19 protein-coding genes are annotated in these 20,105 nt (G+C 32.5%); 11 read left to right on the forward strand and 8 right to left on the reverse strand.

Going from position 1 to position 20,105, the window contains the following annotated elements:
- Positions 1–37: 37 nt before the first annotated feature.
- Complete coding sequence (locus tag ACJJV4_RS16860; RefSeq protein WP_405296562.1) at positions 38–1,099, reverse strand: DUF3810 domain-containing protein; 1,062 nt, start codon at positions 1,097–1,099, stop codon at positions 38–40.
- Between the two features lie 244 nt (positions 1,100–1,343).
- Here ACJJV4_RS16860 and ACJJV4_RS16865 point away from each other — a divergent pair, with 244 nt between their 5' ends.
- On the forward strand, positions 1,344–2,807 hold the full coding sequence (locus tag ACJJV4_RS16865) for an aminoacyl-histidine dipeptidase (protein ID WP_405296563.1): 1,464 nt from the start codon (positions 1,344–1,346) through the stop codon (positions 2,805–2,807).
- 115 nt (positions 2,808–2,922) lie between these two features.
- On the opposite strand, the gene rsmG is transcribed toward ACJJV4_RS16865, so the two are convergent.
- Positions 2,923–3,552, reverse strand: coding sequence for a 16S rRNA (guanine(527)-N(7))-methyltransferase RsmG (rsmG, locus tag ACJJV4_RS16870; protein WP_405296564.1), 630 nt, complete (start codon positions 3,550–3,552; stop codon positions 2,923–2,925).
- A 142-nt stretch (positions 3,553–3,694) separates the two neighbouring features.
- Here rsmG and ACJJV4_RS16875 point away from each other — a divergent pair, with 142 nt between their 5' ends.
- Together ACJJV4_RS16875 and ACJJV4_RS16880 are read left to right on the forward strand one after the other, a co-directional pair.
- Positions 3,695–4,789 (forward strand): fatty acid desaturase family protein, encoded by a 1,095-nt coding sequence (locus ACJJV4_RS16875; RefSeq protein ID WP_405296565.1) that lies wholly within the window; start codon positions 3,695–3,697, stop codon positions 4,787–4,789.
- Positions 4,790–4,818: 29 nt separating this feature from the next.
- Positions 4,819–6,003 (forward strand): pyridoxal phosphate-dependent aminotransferase, encoded by a 1,185-nt coding sequence (locus ACJJV4_RS16880; RefSeq protein WP_405296566.1) that lies wholly within the window; start codon positions 4,819–4,821, stop codon positions 6,001–6,003.
- Positions 6,004–6,068: 65 nt separating this feature from the next.
- Here the strand turns inward: ACJJV4_RS16880 and ACJJV4_RS16885 are convergent, their stop codons facing one another.
- The 3 genes from ACJJV4_RS16885 to ACJJV4_RS16895 form a co-directional block, all read right to left on the reverse strand.
- Positions 6,069–6,332, reverse strand: a complete 264-nt coding sequence (locus ACJJV4_RS16885; RefSeq protein WP_405296567.1) for a hypothetical protein — start codon at positions 6,330–6,332, stop codon at positions 6,069–6,071.
- A 412-nt stretch (positions 6,333–6,744) separates the two neighbouring features.
- The gene (apaG, locus tag ACJJV4_RS16890; protein ID WP_405296568.1) at positions 6,745–7,131 is read right to left on the reverse strand and encodes a Co2+/Mg2+ efflux protein ApaG; all 387 of its coding nucleotides are present in this window, start codon (positions 7,129–7,131) and stop codon (positions 6,745–6,747) included.
- A 135-nt stretch (positions 7,132–7,266) separates the two neighbouring features.
- Entirely contained in the window at positions 7,267–8,517 is a 1,251-nt protein-coding gene (locus tag ACJJV4_RS16895; protein WP_405296569.1) for a DUF5103 domain-containing protein, read from the reverse strand.
- Positions 8,518–8,685: 168 nt separating this feature from the next.
- Here ACJJV4_RS16895 and ACJJV4_RS16900 point away from each other — a divergent pair, with 168 nt between their 5' ends.
- The 6 genes from ACJJV4_RS16900 to nqrF all read left to right on the forward strand — a co-directional run bounded on the left by ACJJV4_RS16900 (position 8,686) and on the right by nqrF (position 14,772).
- On the forward strand, positions 8,686–10,038 hold the full coding sequence (locus tag ACJJV4_RS16900) for a Na(+)-translocating NADH-quinone reductase subunit A (RefSeq protein WP_405296570.1): 1,353 nt from the start codon (positions 8,686–8,688) through the stop codon (positions 10,036–10,038).
- Positions 10,038–11,264, forward strand: a complete 1,227-nt coding sequence (locus ACJJV4_RS16905) for an NADH:ubiquinone reductase (Na(+)-transporting) subunit B (protein ID WP_405296571.1) — start codon at positions 10,038–10,040, stop codon at positions 11,262–11,264. The genes ACJJV4_RS16900 and ACJJV4_RS16905 overlap by 1 nt, the downstream gene beginning before the upstream one ends.
- A gap of 2 nt (positions 11,265–11,266) precedes the next feature.
- Entirely contained in the window at positions 11,267–12,013 is a 747-nt protein-coding gene (locus ACJJV4_RS16910; RefSeq protein ID WP_405296572.1) for a Na(+)-translocating NADH-quinone reductase subunit C, read from the forward strand.
- A 7-nt stretch (positions 12,014–12,020) separates the two neighbouring features.
- A complete protein-coding gene (locus ACJJV4_RS16915; protein ID WP_042495691.1) occupies positions 12,021–12,668 on the forward strand; it encodes an NADH:ubiquinone reductase (Na(+)-transporting) subunit D in 648 nt (215 codons plus the stop codon).
- Positions 12,669–12,749: 81 nt separating this feature from the next.
- On the forward strand, positions 12,750–13,463 hold the full coding sequence (nqrE, locus tag ACJJV4_RS16920) for an NADH:ubiquinone reductase (Na(+)-transporting) subunit E (RefSeq protein WP_405296574.1): 714 nt from the start codon (positions 12,750–12,752) through the stop codon (positions 13,461–13,463).
- Position 13,464: 1 nt separating this feature from the next.
- Entirely contained in the window at positions 13,465–14,772 is a 1,308-nt protein-coding gene (gene nqrF, locus ACJJV4_RS16925; RefSeq protein ID WP_405297064.1) for an NADH:ubiquinone reductase (Na(+)-transporting) subunit F, read from the forward strand.
- An 89-nt stretch (positions 14,773–14,861) separates the two neighbouring features.
- On the opposite strand, the gene ACJJV4_RS16930 is transcribed toward nqrF, so the two are convergent.
- From ACJJV4_RS16930 to ACJJV4_RS16940, 3 genes are all read right to left on the reverse strand, one after another.
- The gene (locus ACJJV4_RS16930) at positions 14,862–15,266 is read right to left on the reverse strand and encodes a response regulator (protein WP_405296575.1); all 405 of its coding nucleotides are present in this window, start codon (positions 15,264–15,266) and stop codon (positions 14,862–14,864) included.
- Complete coding sequence (locus ACJJV4_RS16935) at positions 15,253–16,755, reverse strand: PAS domain S-box protein (RefSeq protein WP_405296576.1); 1,503 nt, start codon at positions 16,753–16,755, stop codon at positions 15,253–15,255. The genes ACJJV4_RS16930 and ACJJV4_RS16935 overlap by 14 nt, the downstream gene beginning before the upstream one ends.
- 68 nt (positions 16,756–16,823) lie before the next feature.
- Positions 16,824–17,324 carry a Na(+)-translocating NADH-quinone reductase subunit F gene (locus ACJJV4_RS16940; RefSeq protein ID WP_405296577.1) on the reverse strand — a complete coding sequence of 167 codons (501 nt, stop codon included), beginning with the start codon at positions 17,322–17,324 and terminating at the stop codon, positions 16,824–16,826.
- A 310-nt stretch (positions 17,325–17,634) separates the two neighbouring features.
- On the opposite strand from ACJJV4_RS16940, the gene ACJJV4_RS16945 reads away from it, so the two are divergent.
- The gene (locus ACJJV4_RS16945) at positions 17,635–18,048 is read left to right on the forward strand and encodes a response regulator (RefSeq protein ID WP_405296578.1); all 414 of its coding nucleotides are present in this window, start codon (positions 17,635–17,637) and stop codon (positions 18,046–18,048) included.
- Between the two features lie 185 nt (positions 18,049–18,233).
- The gene (locus ACJJV4_RS16950; RefSeq protein ID WP_405296579.1) at positions 18,234–20,054 is read left to right on the forward strand and encodes a YfiR/HmsC family protein; all 1,821 of its coding nucleotides are present in this window, start codon (positions 18,234–18,236) and stop codon (positions 20,052–20,054) included.
- Positions 20,055–20,105 lie beyond the last annotated feature (51 nt).

Consider the following 20,105-nt stretch of genomic DNA (forward strand, 5'->3'; position numbering starts at 1 on the left):
TTCCTTTGCATATAAAGTTGTAATCTTTAAGAATTTCTTATTTTTCTTCAAAAAAATTAACCAATAGTGCAACAACATAACTGTAGCTTTTCATCCCTTTGCTTTGTTTATTCGCTTTTAGAAAGCCACTGTAAAAACTTTTGAAAAAGGGTTCAGCAGGATTTTGGTGAGCTTCCCAAAATAACCTAACTTCTTCATAATTTTTCAAAATACCTACGTTCAGGTTTTTAGAAATAGATTTATAAAGTAATTCGTCTCTGCGGTAAATTTCATTCAAGCAATAGCGTAGACCGAATGTATAACCACAATATCTAAAATAAATATTATCGTGATTTATAGCGGCCAAGCACCCAATAAAATTAGCTTCATTTTCAGCGGCATACCCAAGTTGGTGTGCAATTTCGTGGGTTGTAGTTGTTGCAAACTTAAATGTTGGTATTAAACCATCGACTTGCGCTTCATTGGTTAAAGGATTTAAATAGCCACTAAACCCCATATAAGTAAGCGGATAGCTAAAAAGCGATTTTTTTACGCTCCGTGGCGAATACTCTAAGTCTGGAAATATTTGCTTTAGTTTTAAATAGCCATCTGGCGCTAGCTTTAAAATTTCAGTTTTAGTTAGCGGGATATCTACTTGTGTAGAGTCGTTTTTGGCTATTTCTAAATGTAACGCATTAGCTTTTAAAATAAGCTGTTCCGTTACTTTTATTAATTGTTCTGTGGTGTATTCGTAATTTAAATTCAAACTTGTATGCAGTGGTAATCGGTAATAATTAAAGCCCCAAAATAAATGAAATGCAAAATATAGCATTGATACCGCCGAAAACACATCAGTAAACCAATGTTTTGTGTCGGTTTTAATCCGTTTCCAGTTTTTAACAAACCATCTTAAAATATAAATAATACCTGCGGCATAAAATAAATCGCCAAAGGAAAATGGTAACCAACCCAAGCTAAACCGAAACATTTTGGATATATACACGTAAAGGTTGTTACTGTAATAAGTTTCAACAAAATTGGGGTAGTTTCCCAAAATTTTTACTAAAAAGTACTGCGGAATCAGCAGTAGCGCAATAATTGTTTTTTTTTCTTTCAGCATAAATCAAAAATAGTAAAATTTTGTACCCAAAGGCTAAAACATATCTATAAAGGTTTCTTCCTGCTTTCTGTTATACTTTTTTTTAAAGCACGTGTTCTCTATGCGGTAACATCAATTTAAAATTTTTAAAACAAGGCATTTTTGGTGAACTATTTGGTATTCAAAAAAAAGGATGCCAGATCAATAAGGAGTAGCTACCAATATCTGTGTATTTTTGCTAACTTTGCATTAAAATGTAAACAAAATGAGCTCAGAAATAAGAAATTTAGAACCGAAACAGCTTTGGAATAAATTTGCCGATTTAAATGCAGTACCACGCCCTTCTAAAAAAGAAGAACGTGTTATCGCTTTTATGAAAGACTTTGGTAAAAACCTTGGTTTAGAAACTATAGAGGATGAGGTTGGTAATGTTATTATCAAAAAGCCAGCTACGGCAGGAATGGAGGATCGAACAACAATTGTGATGCAATCGCACTTAGATATGGTTCACCAAAAAAATAACGATACAGAATTCGATTTCGATACACAAGGTATAGAGATGTATGTTGATGGAGATTGGGTTCGTGCAAAAGGTACTACTTTAGGAGCCGATAATGGATTAGGAGTTGCCACCATTATGGCTATTTTAGAAAGTAAAGATATTCCGCATCCAGCAATTGAGGCTTTGTTTACTATAGATGAAGAAACCGGAATGACAGGAGCTCAAGGATTAAAAGGTGGTTTACTGACTGGTAGCATTCTTTTAAACCTGGATACCGAAGAAGATGATGAAATTGGTGTAGGTTGTGCAGGAGGCATTGATGTTACTGCTACAAGAACTTACGAGGAAGAGGAAACGCCAGAATTTAAAATAGGTTATAAAATAACTGTAAAAGGGTTGCAAGGTGGCCATTCCGGAATGCAAATTCACGAAGGTTTAGGTAATGCTAACAAAATAATGAACCGTGTATTATTTGATGGTTTTGAGAATTTTGGTTTACGTATCTCGGAAATTGATGGAGGTAGTTTACGCAACGCAATTCCTCGTGAGAGTAATGCTGTTGTAGCAATAGATGCTATACATGAAGAAGCTTTTCTTCTTGAAATGAAACAGCAGGAAGAAATTTTAAAAACGGAACTAAAAACAATGGAGCCTAATTTAGAAATTATAATTTCTAAAGTTGAAACTCCAGAAAAAATTATGGACTTAGGTGTTCAAGAAGGTTTAACACGTGCTATCTATGCCGCCTGGAATGGCGTATACCGTATGAGTGCTGATATTCCGGAATTGGTAGAAACATCAAACAACATTGCCAGAGTTATTGTAAAAGATGGCGCTGTTAAAATTGGTTGCTTAACCCGTTCTTCGGTTGAAAGTTCTAAATGGGATTTAGCAAATACCCTACGCTCAACTTTTGAGTTAACGGGATGTGAAGTAGAGTGCAATGGTGATTATCCTGGGTGGACGCCAAACATGGATTCGGCTATCTTAAAGGTCATGAGGAAATTATATGAAGAGTTAAATAACGAAAAACCACATGTTGCGGCATGTCATGCAGGTTTAGAATGTGGTATTCTTGGAACAAATTACCCTGAAATGGACATGATTAGTTTTGGGCCAACTATAAAAGGAGCACACTCTCCAGATGAACGTGCTCAAATTTCATCGACTCAAAAATATTGGAATTTTGTACTCGAAATTTTGAAACAAATACCAAAGAAAGCTTAGGTTGCATAGAGCAATTGCTTTCGGTTTGTCAAAATTTAGTGAAAGATTTAATAAAAAAGGCTAGTAAAAACATCTGTTTTTACTAGCCTTTTTTATTAATCTAGTTTTTATAAATCTATCCACGGTACTTTAAAGGTAAGTGCACTACTTTTTTTGTTTCGTAAAAATCTTCCTCAAAAAAGTCACTTAAATTATAAATAGTAGTGGTTTGGTAATCTTTTAATTCTTCCGATAGATCACCACCTTTTAAATATATAATACCATTTTTCAAATCGTGTTTTTGCTCTTTTGCAATTTTACCTTTTACCCAATGTACAAAAGTAGGCATGGCGGCAACCGCGCGACTTACAATAAAATCATAGTTCCCTTTAATCTCTTCCACACGGCTGTGTGTAGTTTTAACGTTGGTTAAGCCTAAGCCTTCGACCACTTCATTTACTACTTTAAGTTTTTTTGCAATACTATCAACTAAATGAAAAGAACATTCAGGAAACATTATGGCTAAAGGGATTCCAGGAAATCCACCACCTGTACCAACATCTAAAATTTGGCTACCATCTTTAAATTCTATTACTTTGGCAATGCCTAAAGAGTGTAATACATGGCGTAAATAGAGTTCATCGATATCCTTACGTGAAACTACATTTATCTTTAAATTCCAATCTTGATATAGAGATTCTAATAGTGTGAATTTTTCAATTTGGTCTTCGGTTAAATCTGGGAAATATTTTGAAAGCAGTTTCATTTGTGTTAAATTTTCAACAAAAATATACTTTTTAAGTACATAATTTTACAAAAAATTGGGATTACTTAAATAGCTTTATTCATATCTTTGCAGATAGGTATGATCAAAAAAATATTTTAGAAATCATATTAAAATTATCAGCATGACTAAACAAACCGTCTCGTTCTCGAGAAAAGATCCTGCGAAGTTTTTTAAAACGTTAAATAAACGTGTTAACGATTACTTCAAGGAAAATGATATTAAACGTACAGGAAACTGGGAATTATATACAAAAGCAATAGTAATGTTTGCTTTATTAATTGTACCAGCTGTATTAATTTTAACTGTTCCAATGTCTGGTTGGCTACAAGCTTTATGCATGGTAGTTGTAGGTATTGGTATGGCAGGTGTAGGGATGAATGTAATGCATGATGCAAATCATGGTTCTTTTTCTAGTAAAAAGTGGGTTAATAAATTAATGGGAAGTAGTATTTATATTCTAGCTGGTAATGATTACAACTGGAAAGTACAACATAACGTGTTACACCATACTTACACAAACATCCAAGGGCATGATGAAGATATCGATGCTGGTAGAATAATCCGTTTTTCGAAACATTCAAAATGGTTTAAAATTCATCAATACCAAAAGTACTATGCGTTTTTCTTATATGGTTTGCTTACTGCAAACTGGGCCATTACAACAGATTTTATACAAACGTATAAATACTTAAAACGCAAATTAGCTTACGGTAAGTTACCAAGTCCTGCAACACAATGGACTAAACTTATTATTGGTAAAATTGTATATTATTCTATTTGGGTAGCATTACCTTTAGTAGTTGGTTTTACTTGGTGGCAAGTATTAATTGGCTTTTTAATTATGCACTATACAGCAGGGATTATTTTAAGTGTTGTTTTTCAATTGGCTCACGTTGTACCAAGTACAGTTATGCCATTACCTGATGAAGATGGTAACATGAAAAATACTTGGGCTATTCACCAATTATTTACAACTTGTAATTTTTCGCCTAAAAGTTGGTTGGCCGAGTTTTATACCGGTGGATTAAACAGGCAAGTAGAACATCATTTATTTGCGAATATTAGCCACGTGCATTATAGCAAAATTGCCAAAATAGTTAAAGAAACAGCAAATGAATTCAGTTTACCATATAATGAGTATAACACATTTTGGAAAGCTGTTTCAGAACATTATAATCAATTAAAGGTGTTAGGGAAAAATCCTAATTTAGCCTAAATTTTATATTTACTTTATAAACACATTTCATGCAATTATTATCTGAAAGAATTTTAAACATGGCTACTTCTGCAACGTTAGCTATGGCTGCCAAAGCGCGAGAATTGAGAGGCGAAGGCAAAGACATTATTGGTTTAAGTCTTGGGGAACCGGATTTTAATACGCCAGATTTTATTAAAGAAGCAGCGATACAAGCTGTTAATGATAATTACAATTCTTACTCGCCTGTAGATGGTTATGTAGATTTAAAAGAAGCGGTTATTACAAAGTTTAAACGCGATAATAATTTAACGTATACTTTACCTCAAATTGTTGTTTCTACGGGAGCTAAACAATGTTTGGCAAATATTGCAAGTGTGATGTTGAATGATGGTGATGAGGTTATTTTACCTTGTCCTTATTGGGTTAGTTATTCTGATATTGTGAAGTTAAATGGTGGTGTTCCTGTTGAGGTTGCAACATCTCTAGATACAGATTTTAAAATGACTCCTGCACAATTGGAAGCGGCTATTACGCCAAAAACCAAAATGATGTGGTTTAGTTCGCCTTGTAACCCAAGTGGATCGGTTTACAGTAAAGAAGAGTTAAGAGGTTTGGCCGATGTATTGGTTAAATATCCAAATATCTATGTGGTTTCAGATGAAATCTATGAGCATATTAACTACGGTTCTGGTCACGCAAGTATAGCAGAATTTGATGATATGTATAATAATACCATAACTGTAAACGGTGTATCGAAAGCTTTCGCTATGACGGGATGGCGTATTGGTTTTATTGGTGCTCCAGAAAAAATTGCTCGTGCATGTAATAAGATGCAAGGTCAAATTACTAGTGGTGCTAACTGTATTGCACAGCGTGCTGTAATTACTGCTTTAAACGCAGATCCAAGTGCTGTAAAGTACATGATAGACGAGTTTAAAGTGCGTCGTGATTTAGTTTTAAACTTATTGAGCGATGTTAAAGGTTTTAACTCAAACACTCCAGAGGGTGCGTTTTACGTATTTCCAGATGTATCTTATTACTTTGGAAAAACTTTAAGAGGAAAAACAATAAACAATGCTACCGATTTTTCTTTATATTTATTAGAAGAAGCTTTAGTGGCTACTGTAACTGGTGATGCTTTTGGTAACCCAAATTGCATTCGTATTTCTTACGCAGCTTCACAAGAACAAATTATTGAAGCTATTAAGCGTATTAAAGAAGTGGTTAGCTAATACTATTAAAGATTTTATAATATTATTATAAGACCTGCTGGATTTTAATCTAGCAGGTCTTTTTTTTAGAACAAGTAATGTATTGCAATAAGCAAGCCTAGACTTGTTATTATAAAAAACACAATGTTTGTTATAAGGGCTTTTTTGTTATTCTTTATTGTTTGTTCTTTTATAGTATCGAGTTGTTCTTGAGTAGCTTTTGGGAATTCCTTTAACTCTATGTTGGCATAACTGCCGGATAAAACTCCTTTTTCTTTGCGTTTTGCTGTTAAATTTCTATTGTTTTTTAACGACTGGTTTGCAGCCATCATTGATCCTTCGCCTCCCATAATTTTATATTTTAAAGTGAAACACTATTGAGATATTCAACAAGTGTGCTTAAGATTATTGGTTAATAACCTTAAGAATATTAAAAGTAGCTGCTTTATATATAAGTATGGATTTGGTTAGAAATGTTACAATTAGTAGTGGTGTTTATTTGTTGAGATGAAGTAATCTATTTTTTGAAAGTATTAATTAATACGCGGGTGTGAATAGCTTTGTATAGAGAAAATGTTAGCGGATAATTGCGTTAGGGATTGATGCGGCATCCTTTTTTGTGCAAGCTTTTTATTTGATTGAAAGCTGCAAAATTTAAAATTGACTATAAAGTATTTGTGTGCGGAAATAATATTGCACAAATAAAGATATAGTGGAAAGCCCGACCCTTTGGGTAACGCTAAAATAAAATATATTCAGAAATTAATTGATTGCAAAAGTAGCACTCAATTTAAATGTAGGGATGGTGACTTGAAATTTTTTGGTTGTTGTGAAATTAACCATTTTGTAATGACCTTGCATGGCGCCAAAAGGTGAAGTAAGTAAGCAGCCCGATGTGTACGTATGCGATTCTCCTGGTTTTAAAACAGGTTTTTTACCAACAACACCTTCACCGATAACGGTTTCAACGTTGTTTAGGGCGTCTAGAATTTCCCAATGACGGCCAAAAAGCTGCACGGAATCTTTACTTTGGTTTTCTATGGTTACTGTATAGCCAAAGGCATATTGCATTTTATAGTTTTTATAAAATGAGCCTTCGAAGTTTGTAACTACCGAAATTTTTATGCCGCATGTAACTTGTTGTACCATGATTGATTAAGCAATTTACTTTGCTAAAATAATAAATATTAAAGAGTTAGTGTCTGATTTTAACAGCTTTGACTGATAAATTAGCTGAAATGCATTTCTTACCCTATATTTTGTCGATTTTTTAAAATTAGCCCGTTAATTTGTGATGTTTACTGAGCTGGCTTCTCCTAAACCTATAATTTTATCGTATCGTGCGCCTAAATGGCGATAATACACGAGTACTTTGTAATTGTTTTCGGTTTGCCAGAAATTACCACTTACCGCACCATCATCTATCGTTCCATCGTCGTTTACTACAATATATTTGTAGTTATAGAATCCTTGTTTTAATAGCATAGTATTAATAAAGCGATTGTTGGCTTCATCAAAAATCATGCGAGTGCCATCGTTTATGGCATAATTATTAAAGTTTCCATATATATGTACGTTCTTATTGGCTAAAAAGTCGTCGCCTAATAGAGAAAAATGCATCCAAACGTAATCGGCTTCAATACTAGGGTCGTCTGCATCTACGTTCGTGATAAGGTAGTTTCCGTTAATATCCGGATTGTATGTGTAAGGTTTGTTGGCGCGTTGCGTATTGGTAAAGAGGTAATTATGGTATAGTTCTTTGAGGTCTATAAATTGGATACCTGTATTTGCGGCGCGAACATCTTTATTTTCGAAAAAAAGAAATTCGTTACCTGCCCAAAAGCTTGTTTCACTGTCGTATTTGTAAATAAGCTGACTACCAATAGTGTATTGGGGTTTTATATTGGTAATGACGTTGTTTAAATTATTGTTTTGAATAATAACAGCTTTTACCGTTTGAGTTGGGTTATTTAATTGAATATTGTTTGATGTAATAACGAGTTCTATGCGTTGTTTTTGTTCTATAAACTCAATGTTTCTGGATCGCTTTACGCTCACGCCAACGGCTGTTTTATTTTCATAAATCATAAATTTTCTTGAAAAAACAAGTTCGTCATCGTCATTAAAAATCGAAATCATGTAATTACCTGAAACAAGTAAGCCTTTTGTAAATTGGTTAGGAATAGTAAGTTTATAGTGGGAAAATATTTGATAGGTATTGAATGAGTTTTCGTAATCGCGAATACGTTGATTATCAAAGCCGTTTAAAAACTCGGATTTTATAAGATTGGAAGGCGTCCAGTCGGAGTTAAAATGTTCGATTTTATAGTAATAGTCGTCTTCTTCACCATTTAATGCATCGAATTCTAAAACCACATATTCACCCAATTGCAATATAGGTAGTTGGGTTTCAGGAGTGTTACTTTTAAAATTTATAGTTTTTATGAAATCTGGCGGGTTTACTTCTACAGCTTGAGAAAAAACAAGAGCAGGAAGGAGCGCGATAAGAATTATTTTTATTATCTTAGAATGCATATTCATTATAGTTTTATGTGTAAATATAAACAAAATCTATGCCTAAATAAATTTAGTTATTTAGAATTGATATAAATAAATGATAAGCATTTTTTAGGACGAATAATTTAGGTATTTATTTGTATTTTTGCACCGATTTTTAGACAACTAATTTCAATAAAAATAAATATGTCAAACGACATCCGTATCAAAAAAGGTCTGGACATTAAACTTATAGGTGAAGCTGATAAAACTGTTGAACAAGCAGTTATCAGTAACTACTACACTATAAGGCCAGAGGATTTTCACGGCGTAATTCCAAAACTTGTTGCAAAAGAAGGTACTTCGGTAAAGGCTGGAGATACTTTGTTTTTCGATAAATCTCAGGAATCGGTTATGTTCGCATCGCCAGTTTCAGGGAAAGTGATTGAAGTACAACGTGGACCAAAACGACGCATAGACGCTATTAAAATTGAAGCCGATAAATCTCAAGTTTTTGCAGATTTAGCAGCATTTGATTTAAACAGTGCCACAGCGGAATCTGTAAAAGCACATTTGTTAGCCTCAGGATGCTGGCCGTTTGTAAAACAACGCCCGTATGATGTGATTGCAAATCCAAACAAATCGCCAAAAGCGATTTTTATTTCAGGGTATGCAAGTGCACCATTGGCTGCCGATTTAGACTTTACTTTAAAAGGTAAAGAGGCTGAATTACAAGCAGCAGTAACTGCTTTAGGAAAACTAACCGAAGGTGCTGTGCATATTTCTGTTGGGACTTCTAACTCGCCACTTGCAGGTTTAACAGGGGCAACAACACATAAAGTTTCTGGACCACACCCATCAGGGAATGTTGGTACACTAATTAATAAAGTGAACCCAGTAAATAAAGGTGAAGTTGTTTGGACAGTAAATGCGCAAGACTTAGTTGTTATTGGTGAACTTTTGTTAACTGGTAAGTTTAATGCTGAGCGTATTGTAGCTTTAGTTGGATCTTCGGTTGAAAAACCAAGATATTTTAAAACTATTATTGGTAGCGAAATCTCTACTATTATTTACGATAAAGGTGTTTCTAAAGGAGGTAATGATCGTGTTATTTCTGGAAATGTATTATCTGGAAAGCAAATACAACCAGATGGTAATTTAGATTATTATAGCAATGTAGTATCTGTAATTCCAGAAGGTGATGATTACGAGCTTTTTGGATGGAACAAGCCTGTGTTTAATAAAATTTCTACATCTAGAGCCATGACGTTTTCATGGTTAAGTAAATCTAAAAAATACGATTTGAATACCAACACTAATGGTGAACATCGTGCTTTTGTGACTACTGGAGTTTATGAAGAAGTTTTTCCTTTAGATATTTATCCAATGCAAATTTTAAAAGCTTGTATGTATAAAGATTTAGATGAAATGGAAGCTTTAGGAATGTACGAAGTTGCACCAGAAGATTTTGCTTTAACCGAGTTTGTATGTGTATCTAAACAACCACATCAAAAAATTATTAGAGAAGGTTTAGACTTAATGCTTAAAGAAATAGGATAATGGGTTTAAAAAATAATTTACATAAATTAAAATTAAAGTATAAAGGGACAAAAATGGCTCCTGCATTTAATGCAATCCATACCTTTTTATACTTACCAGATGAGACTACACATAACGGAACTCATATAAAAGCGGCCGACGATTTAAAGCGTACCATGAATACAGTAATTATGGCTATGGTGCCATGTTTATTGTTTGGTATGTTTAACGCAGGTTACCAACATAATTTACAGGTAGGAGAAATTCAAGCTGTAACAGCAGGTTTCTTTAGTCCAGAATTTTGGTCCTTAGATAACTTCATGATTGGTTTTTGGAAAATAATTCCTTTAGTAATCGTTTCTTACGGTGTAGGTTTAGGAATTGAATTCTTATTCGCTGTAATTAAAAGTCATGAAGTAGAGGAAGGTTATTTAGTAACTGGAATGTTAGTGCCATTAATTGTGCCTGTAGATATTCCTTTATGGATGTTAGCAGTAGCTGTTGTATTTGGTGTTGTTATCGGTAAAGAAGTTTTTGGTGGAACGGGAATGAATATCTTAAACCCAGCATTAACTATTAGAGCCTTTTTATTCTTTGCATATCCAACTTGGATGTCTGGAGATAAAGTTTGGGTAGAAGGTGCCGTTGAAAGAACAAATGAAATTGCAGCGGGTGCTAATTTAGATGCCATTTCTGGTGAAACTATTTTAGGTACTTTAGCACAAGGAAAAGCAGTAACACATTCTGTTGCCGATATGTTCTTAGGGTTTATTCCTGGATCTGTAGGAGAGACTTCAACATTACTTATTATTTTAGGTGGTTTATTTTTAGTTTTTTCTAAAATTGGAAGTTGGAGAATCATGTTATCATCTTGTGTTGGTGCATTAGTAATGGGCTTAATATTTAATAGTGTTGTTAGTTCTGGATGGATTACTGAAACAAGTAAATTCTACGGATTAATGAGTACTGAATTTTGGCAACACTTACTTATTGGTGGTTTTGCTTTTGGTACCGTGTTTATGGCTACCGACCCAGTTACGGCGTCGCAAACCAATAAAGGGAAATGGATTTATGGTTTCTTAATAGGATTTCTTTCTATTATGATTCGTGTATTCAACCCAGCATATCCAGAAGGTGTCATGCTAGCTATTCTATTAATGAATGTGTTTGCTCCAACAATTGACCATTATGTGGTACAAGGAAATGTGAAGAAAAGAATGAAACGTTTAAAAGCTAAAGTTGCATAACGATGGAAAGTAGAACAGATAAAAATTCATATACTATAATTTTCGCTGTTGTTATGGTGTTGGTTGTAGGTTCATTATTAGCCTTTACAGCTTCATCATTGAAACCTAGTATTGATGAAAATAAACGTCTAGAAAAGCAACAAAATATTTTGTATGCTATGGGCGTAAACGAGAATGACGAAACTAGTGCTAACTTTGTATCTACAGATAAAGCACCAGAATTATTCAAAGAATATATTAAAGAACAATTGGTTATTCAGGATGGTAAAGTTACCGAAGATGATCAAGCGTATTTGATTGATATTAAAAAGGAACAAGCTAATGCGAAAGCTGGTATTGCAAGACGTTTACCTTTATTAAAAGGAGAAAAGGATGGTAAAACATTCTACATTGCTCCAATTCGTGGTAAAGGACTTTGGGATGCTATTTGGGCTTATATTGCTATGGACGAAAACATGGTAATACAAGGTGCTTATTTTGATCACAAAGGAGAAACGCCTGGTTTAGGGGCTAATATTAAGCAACGTTTCTTTATGGATGATTTTATTGGAGAACATTTATTAGATTATGCCGATAAATTTAAAGGTATTGAGGTTTCTAAAAGTAATGCCGATCCAAAAAATGAGGATAAAACAGATAACGAAGTCGATGCTATTGCAGGAGCTACCATTACTGGTAATGGTGTTGCAGCAATGATTAAAAGCGATTTAAAGCTTTACGAGCCGTTCTTTAAAAACTTAAAAAAATAATTAATTTATGGGACTTTTATCAAAAAAAGACGCCAAGTTAATCACAGATCCATTAGCGGATAATAACCCAATTACTATTCAAGTACTTGGTATTTGTTCTGCTTTAGCAATTACTGCTGAGTTAAAAGCATCAATTGTAATGGCTGTTTCAGTAATGGCCGTATTAGCGATAGGGAATGTTGTTATTTCTTTAATGAGAAATATTATTCCCTCTAAAATTAGAATTATTGTACAATTAGTTGTGGTTGCTGCTTTGGTAATTATAGTTGATCAAGTACTAAAAGCTTTTGCTTATGAGTTAAGTAAAACACTTTCTGTATTTGTAGGTTTAATTATTACTAACTGTATTATCATGGGACGTTTTGAGGCTTTTGCGTTAGCAAATAAACCTTGGAGATCTTTTCTAGATGGTATTGGTAATGCTGCTGGTTATGGTTTAATTTTAATTATTGTGGGATTCTTTAGAGAACTTTTGGGATCTGGTACCTTATTAGGATTTAAAGTTTTGGGTGATCCAATTGAAAAAACAGGATTATACGCTATAGGTTATGAGAATAATGGTTTCATGTTATTATCACCAATGGCATTAATAGTAGTTGGAATTATAATCTGGATACAACGTAGCCGAAATACAGCATTAGTAGAAGATCATTAATTAGTGAGCAGTAAAATTAATTTGATATAGATTTCAAGCTATTAAAAATTAAAAAACTGAAAACTGAATACTATAAAAAAAATGGAATATATAGAGTTATTTTTCAAATCAATATTTATCGACAACATGGTCTTTGCTACATTCTTAGGGATGTGTTCTTACCTTGCGGTATCTAAAAAAGTAAGTACAGCTGTTGGTTTAGGAGCAGCCGTAATTTTTGTATTGGCGATTACCGTGCCTTTAAACTGGTTGTTAGATCAGTATTTATTACAACCAGGTGCTTTATCTTGGTTAGGTGAAGATTATGCGAGTTACGATTTAAGTTTCTTATCATTTATCATGTTTATTGCAACTATTGCAACCATGGTACAATTAGTAGAAATAGTGGTAGAGAAGTTTTCACCATCATTATACAATTCCTTAGGTATATTTTTACCATTAATTGCAGTAAACTGTGCTATTTTAGGAGGATCGTTATTTATGCAATCTCGTGAAATACCAACTTTAGGTTTGGCTACTGTTTACGGTGTTGGTTCTGGAATTGGATGGTTTTTAGCAATTTTAGCTATAGCAGCTATTCGTGAAAAAATCAGATATTCAAATGTGCCACCTGCATTAAGAGGTTTAGGTATTACATTCATCATTACTGGTTTAATGGCGATTGGATTTATGAGTTTCGGTGGTATGTTAACTGGAGGTGATGAAGAAGCACCAAAAGAAGAAAAAACTGCAAAATTAGATTCTGCAAAGGATAACAAAGAAGTGTTAGCTAACAACATAAAAGTAAATGAGTAATATGATATTAGCCGCAAGTACAACAGGAACAATAGGAGTAACAGTAATTGCTTTTTTAATTATTTTACTTTTACTAGTTGGTTTATTATTAGTTGTAAAACAAAAATTATCACCATCAGGACCGGTAAAAATTACAATTAATGGTGAAAAAGAAATAGAAGTTGCTTCAGGAGCAAGTTTACTTTCTACTTTAGGAAATTCTAAAATATTTTTACCATCTGCCTGTGGTGGTGGTGGAACTTGTATTCAATGTGAATGTCACGTAAATTCTGGTGGGGGTGAAGCTCTACCTACTGAGGTGCCTCACTTTACAAGAAAGGAATTACAGCATGGTGCACGTTTAGCTTGTCAAGTTAAAGTGAAACAAGATATGGATATCACGATTCCGGAGGAAGTATTTGGAATTAAGAAATGGGAAGCTGTAGTTGTTCGTAATTATAACGTAGCATCTTTCATTAAAGAATTCGTTGTTGAAATCCCTGAAGATATGGGGTATAAAGCTGGTGGATATATTCAAATTGAAATTCCTCCATGCGAAGTTAAATATTCTGATATGGATATTACAGCACATCCTGAAGAACACGAAACTCCAGACAAATTTCAAGCAGAATGGGATAAGTTTAAACTTTGGCCATTAGTTATGAAAAATACAGAAACAATAGAGCGTGCTTATTCTATGGCTTCTTATCCTGCAGAAGGAAGAGAAATCATGTTAAATGTACGTGTTGCTTGTCCGCCGTTTGATCGTGCGAAAGGTGGCTGGATGGATGTAAATCCAGGAATTGCTTCTTCTTTTATATTTAATCAAAAACCAGGAGATAAAGTTACCATTTCTGGACCTTACGGTGAATTCTTCATTAATGAGTCTGAAAGTGAAATGCTTTATGTTGGTGGTGGTGCAGGTATGGCTCCAATGCGTTCTCACTTATATCACTTATTTAAAACTTTAAAAACAGGTCGTAAAGTAACGTATTGGTATGGTGGTCGTTCTAAACGTGAGTTGTTCTATTTAGAGCACTTCTATGAGTTAGAGAAAGAGTTCCCTAACTTTAAGTTTTACTTAGCATTATCTGAACCAATGGAAGAAGATAATTGGAAAGTTAAAGAGAATATTGATGCTCCAGGTGACGGTTTCGTAGGATTTATTCACAACTGTGTAATTGATAACTATTTATCATTACATGAGTCGCCAGAAGATATTGAACTATATTTCTGTGGACCGCCATTAATGAATAAAGCGGTTCAAAAAATGGGAGAAGATTTTGGAATCCCTGACGAGCATATTAGATTTGATGATTTTGGTGGGTAGACCATAATTAAATAAAAGACTGAAATTTACACTGAATTTAGTTCAGTTGATATAAATAAAAAAACCAACTCTCTTAGAGTTGGTTTTTTTTATTCAGTGTCATTTACTTCGGTAGCTATTTGGTTGAGCATTTCAATGGTTATGGGTTTTACAATATAGTTTTTTACGTTTTCGTATTCTTTTACTTTGTTGATGTCTACTGGATCTATTGATGAGCTTACAACATAAACTGTAATGAGTTTGTGACTCTCAATCTTTATAAATTCATCTAAAAACTGCCAACCATCCATAATGGGCATATTCACGTCAAGTAAAATAACATCTGGTATACTTTTGCCCGAGGCAATTATCGCTTTTAAGTTATCTAAGGCTTCTGCACCATTATTATAAATCATAAAAGCTTTACAAAAGTTCGATAATTTCATCATTCTTTTTATGGCGAAAATGTAAACTCGGTCATCATCGATAATACAAGCTAAATCAATTTGCTTCATGGTGTTTTAAATAGATATAGAATGTTGTGCCAATATTGACTTTACTTTTTACTTCAATTTTTCCACCCATAGATTCTATTTGATTTTTTGTGATAAATAAACCTATACCACGTGCGTCTTTATGTTGATGAAATGTTTTATACATGCCAAATAATTTGGCTCCATGTTTGTTTAAATCAATGCCAACACCATTATCTTTTACTTTGATTACAACATAGCTTTTTTTGATGGTTGCCTTTAAGTTTATTTTCAAATTAGCATTAGGTCTTCTATATTTTATAGCATTTGTAAGAACATTTAATAATATGCTGTCTAAATATGCCGGAATTGCACTCACGTATATTTTAGAATCGACATCAAGTTTAATTTCGGCATTACTTTCTTTAATTTGTGCGTTAATTATTGCGAATACGTTTTCAAAGCTTTTTAATAAATTTTGAGGTTCTGTTTCAATATGGTTTTTTACATTGATGGTGGCGACTTCATTTAAATTCTCTACGGTCTCTTGTAATTGGTTTACGGCATGGTCTAATAACTCAAAAGCTTCGTTATCTAAAATTTCTGGCATATCAGTTTTTATTATATCTAATAACATTTTTAAATTTCCAGAATGCGACCTCAAATTATGCGATACTATGTGCGCAAAATTTAATAAACGTTTGTTTTGGTTACCAGTGGTAATAAGTAATTTTTCTATTTCACGACTGGCTTTTTTTATTAAAGTTAAATCATTAATTTGTGTAATAAAAAACTGCGGAACGTTATTATTATCCCTAACTATGGATGTTGACAATAAGGCCCAAATCGTTTCTCCTTTTTTGTTTATATACCGTTTTTCTGTTTTAAGATTATCTTTCTTACCTTCCAACATGGCTTTTATAGATTTTGCACCTATGTTTATGTCATCGGGGTGTGTAAGATCTCTAAAGGAAAATTGTCTAAGTTCTTTTTCAGAATATCCAAAGGTTTTACAAAGGCTTTTGTTTACTGTTAACCAGTTCCCTTTTAAGTCTGTTGTTGCTTTACCTATTACGGCGTATTCAAAGCTTTTCCTTAATAAAGATTCTTTATCTGCTAAATTTTTTGATAATCTTGTTTTTTCATCAATATCCTGAAATAAACCAATTACCTTTATTAATTCGCCATTTTCTACAATGGGATTGCCAATAGCCCTCACCCATTTAGTAAGTCCTTTTGGAGTTGTAATCTGAAGTTCAACATCATATTCTTTTAATTCTACTATGCATTCATTAAATAACTTAGTTATGGTATCTCGGCTATACCCGGCTTTATAGAAATTAATAGCGGTATCAACATTGGGTACAAAATCTTTGTCTACTTCGTGTATTTTTTTTGTTTCTATATCCCAATGGAGAATGGATGGATTTAAATCATATTCCCATATACCAATAGAGACCGATTTTTGTATAAAGTTTAAATAATGACCATCTGATGTGGTTTGTGATATTGATTTAGTAGAATATGGCATTATTAAATAATCTGTTTTTATTTCTAAATATAACAAATTAATTAAAGGAATAGGGTTTAAAGTGTTGTTTAATTAGGTAAAGAGTTATTTGGTGTTGAAGAATCGTATTTGTTTTTAAGGATATATCTTTCTTTTAAGAAGTTTTGTTTTGGGTATTCAAACAAGCTTGTATAATCCATAAAATTAGTAACATGATCGAGTTGGCATAAAACGGTAATTACGCCTACTAAACCCTTAAACAAATTGTCTTTATTTGTAGGGTTTACTGGCTTGTCGTTTTTATGATGTAGGGGAAGTTTATAGCCAATTTCACTTAAAAATGTAGCTTCTATTTTTAATAATTCTGAAGGTGAGTAGCCGTTAAATTTTCGGCCAAAACTTTCATGGACTTGACCTATGTAATTTAGTGCCAAAGAGCCATGTTCGTCCGATAGGTGTTTCCAGCTATCTTTGTTATCCAAAATATTTCCAACAGCACAATGTTTACAGCATTCAGGGTTTAGTGTGTTATTATTGAAAGCAATATAAAGTTTGTTTATAGCGGTTTCTAACCGAGGTGTAGTTTTCATATGCAGGAATTTTGATATTAAATTACAAAAAAAAAATTATATGCCATTGAATAAAGTTTTGATGGCCTAAAAATTGGTAAACAATATGTTTTGAAAAAATATGAGTATGTTTAATTTAAGAGTGAAGTTATTCTTAATCTCTGATTTTGAGGTGTTTTTTGCTTCGTTTTCTTGGTCTTTATAAAGTTGAATAATTATTAATTATGCATTTCATCGAAAATAAACGTGTATAGTCGATAAAATGATTATATTAGCACGTAGGAATTCATCTATGATTCTTTACTAATAATAACATTTTCTATAAATAAATATGAGTAGTGTAGATAAACAATTGAGAATTTTATTCATTGACGATGATAAGGCGACCAATTTTTTAAATAAGCATATAGCTAAAAAAAACGCTAAAGTTGGCTCTACTGTGTTATTAGATAGCGCTTTTGAAGCGATAAATTATCTTGAAAAGCAAGTAATAAATCCGTTGGATAAACCTGATATTATATTCTTAGATATTAATATGCCAGCTATGAATGGTTGGGAGTTTTTAGATGTATTTTATAATATTGAGTCAGGATTAATTAGAGATATAGAAATTGTTATTCTTTCATCATCAGATGATCCTAATGATTTAAACAAATTTGAAACTCATGATACATTATTAGACTTTGTTAAGAAACCATTAGATTCAAAACTATTTAATGATGTTTTGCTGAAGTTAAAAAGTTAAGAATATAGTTAGTTATTCCGTTTGTTCCCTCAAAATTAATAAATAACAGATACTGATATTAGGCTTTATAATATCATGTTAATAATACCCTTTTTAAGTTTCTTTTAAAGGTGTTTTTTGAATGGAGTAAAAAAAGAATGCTTAACAATTATTTTAAATATTTATATAGCGACATATGTTTTACTATGCGCAATTTTGAAGGTACTGCTATTGGATTTCCAAAGTATGTTGGCCTATTACTGTGTATTGTTTTGTTTACCTCACTATCTTATGGACAAGATGTTAAAAACAATCAAGTTGCTTCTGTAGAAGAGCAACGCGCTGTTATGGTTTTTAACTTAACAGAAGAAGTTAAATGGTCTAAAATATCTCGAATTACAACCTTTAAAATAGGTGTAATGGGACCGGATAATATTAAAAATAGTCTATCTAAAATTTCAAAAAATAGGAGAATTTTTGAAAAACTTATTCAAGTAGACCGCATAAATAATTTAGAAGATATAAAAAACTATAATGTTGTTTATGTAAACAGCACTTACGAGTATTTATTAAAATCTATTTTGGAAGAAAGTAAGGGGTTAGAGGTACTTATCATTACCGAAGGTTACCCTACAAATTCGTCAATGATTAATATGGTGCAAGTAGGAGATGGGTATAAATATGATATTAACCGACAGTATATTAGGGAGGCCAAGCTTAAAATTACACCCATATTGGCAGGACATGCCGTAACTTCTAAAGAAATTAAAGAATCTCTTTATAAAAAAGCTGAACAAAAACTTTACATTGCTAATAGAGAAAATAAGGAACAGAAGAAAATTATTGAAAACCAAATAAAAACAATTGGAAATCAAATCAATGCAATTAGTAAAAAAGACGAAGTTATTTATACTAAAGATTATTCATTAAAAACATTGGCAGCGGATAGTGAGTTAAAAGCGAGGCAATTAGCTGAAAACTTAAATTTAGAGAGGGAATTAGAAAAGAAACTAAACGAACAAATTAGCCAAATAAATATTCAGCAAAACGAAATTGATTCTGTAAATAATGAAATATTAAATCATAAAAAAATATTAGAAATTCAGACAAGTAATATCAAAGAAAAAACGGCTATACTTAAAGAGAAAAACATTATTATTGATACACAACGAAAACATAATATTATATTATCAATATTATCTAGTTTGCTATTTATAGCGTGTTTGTCGTTACTATTTGCCTATATCAAGAATAAAAAATTAAATATTGTGCTAAATGGTCAGCACAAGGAAATTAAAAAACAATCTGTATTATTAACTTCAAAAAATAAAGAATTAGAGCAATTTGCTTATATCGCAAGTCACGATTTACAAGAGCCTTTAAATACCGTTTCTAGTTTTATAGATGTTTTAAGTGAAGATTATTATAGACAGTTTGATGAAGATGGGAAGCAAATTTTAGGTTTTATAAAAGAAGGTAGTGTGCGCATGAAAAAACTAATAGACGCCCTTTTGCAATATTCTCGGTTAGGTAGAACTAAAGTTTTTGAGGATGTGAATTGCATGCCATTGTTAGATGTTTTAACGGCAGATTTACAGAGCACAATAAAAAATAGTGAAGCAGAAATTAGTTATAAAGATTTGCCTGTTATAAAAGGAAACGAAGTTGAATTACGATTACTCTTTCAAAATCTAATTACAAATGGTATAAAATTTAGAGACCCTAATGTAAAACCAAGAATTAATATTGAATGCACCGAAATTTCAGAGATTGAAGATGCTATTAATGGCGTAGAGAAATACTGGAAATTCTCGGTAACCGATAATGGTATAGGTATAGCTACAGAGTACCATGATCGAGTGTTTGCAATCTTTCAGAGGTTACATTCTAGATTAGAATATGAAGGGTCCGGAATTGGTTTGGCACATTGTAAAAAAATTGTAGAATCGCATTCAGGAAAAATATGGTTTACTTCAGAAAAAGGTATGGGGACTACATTCTGTTTTTCGCTGCCTATGAGTGCATAATATTATATATTTCTTCACTTTAAATTTGTGCAGTTTAAATGGGGTTACCTA

The sequence above is a fragment of the Algibacter sp. Ld11 genome (assembly GCF_045066735.1).
Taxonomy (GTDB): domain Bacteria; phylum Bacteroidota; class Bacteroidia; order Flavobacteriales; family Flavobacteriaceae; genus Algibacter.

What these genes read in the sequence shown, in the direction of transcription:
- ACJJV4_RS16860 (WP_405296562.1), bottom strand. Translation starts at nt 1,099, where the DNA reads ATGCTGAAAGAAAAAAAAACAATTATTGCGCTACTGCTGATTCCGCAG.
- ACJJV4_RS16865 (WP_405296563.1), top strand. Translation starts at nt 1,344, where the DNA reads ATGAGCTCAGAAATAAGAAATTTAGAACCGAAACAGCTTTGGAATAAA.
- rsmG (WP_405296564.1), bottom strand. Translation starts at nt 3,552, where the DNA reads ATGAAACTGCTTTCAAAATATTTCCCAGATTTAACCGAAGACCAAATT.
- ACJJV4_RS16875 (WP_405296565.1), top strand. Translation starts at nt 3,695, where the DNA reads ATGACTAAACAAACCGTCTCGTTCTCGAGAAAAGATCCTGCGAAGTTT.
- ACJJV4_RS16880 (WP_405296566.1), top strand. Translation starts at nt 4,819, where the DNA reads ATGCAATTATTATCTGAAAGAATTTTAAACATGGCTACTTCTGCAACG.
- ACJJV4_RS16885 (WP_405296567.1), bottom strand. Translation starts at nt 6,332, where the DNA reads ATGGGAGGCGAAGGATCAATGATGGCTGCAAACCAGTCGTTAAAAAAC.
- apaG (WP_405296568.1), bottom strand. Translation starts at nt 7,131, where the DNA reads ATGGTACAACAAGTTACATGCGGCATAAAAATTTCGGTAGTTACAAAC.
- ACJJV4_RS16895 (WP_405296569.1), bottom strand. Translation starts at nt 8,517, where the DNA reads ATGCATTCTAAGATAATAAAAATAATTCTTATCGCGCTCCTTCCTGCT.
- ACJJV4_RS16900 (WP_405296570.1), top strand. Translation starts at nt 8,686, where the DNA reads ATGTCAAACGACATCCGTATCAAAAAAGGTCTGGACATTAAACTTATA.
- ACJJV4_RS16905 (WP_405296571.1), top strand. Translation starts at nt 10,038, where the DNA reads ATGGGTTTAAAAAATAATTTACATAAATTAAAATTAAAGTATAAAGGG.
- ACJJV4_RS16910 (WP_405296572.1), top strand. Translation starts at nt 11,267, where the DNA reads ATGGAAAGTAGAACAGATAAAAATTCATATACTATAATTTTCGCTGTT.
- ACJJV4_RS16915 (WP_042495691.1), top strand. Translation starts at nt 12,021, where the DNA reads ATGGGACTTTTATCAAAAAAAGACGCCAAGTTAATCACAGATCCATTA.
- nqrE (WP_405296574.1), top strand. Translation starts at nt 12,750, where the DNA reads ATGGAATATATAGAGTTATTTTTCAAATCAATATTTATCGACAACATG.
- nqrF (WP_405297064.1), top strand. Translation starts at nt 13,465, where the DNA reads ATGATATTAGCCGCAAGTACAACAGGAACAATAGGAGTAACAGTAATT.
- ACJJV4_RS16930 (WP_405296575.1), bottom strand. Translation starts at nt 15,266, where the DNA reads ATGAAGCAAATTGATTTAGCTTGTATTATCGATGATGACCGAGTTTAC.
- ACJJV4_RS16935 (WP_405296576.1), bottom strand. Translation starts at nt 16,755, where the DNA reads ATGCCATATTCTACTAAATCAATATCACAAACCACATCAGATGGTCAT.
- ACJJV4_RS16940 (WP_405296577.1), bottom strand. Translation starts at nt 17,324, where the DNA reads ATGAAAACTACACCTCGGTTAGAAACCGCTATAAACAAACTTTATATT.
- ACJJV4_RS16945 (WP_405296578.1), top strand. Translation starts at nt 17,635, where the DNA reads ATGAGTAGTGTAGATAAACAATTGAGAATTTTATTCATTGACGATGAT.
- ACJJV4_RS16950 (WP_405296579.1), top strand. Translation starts at nt 18,234, where the DNA reads ATGCGCAATTTTGAAGGTACTGCTATTGGATTTCCAAAGTATGTTGGC.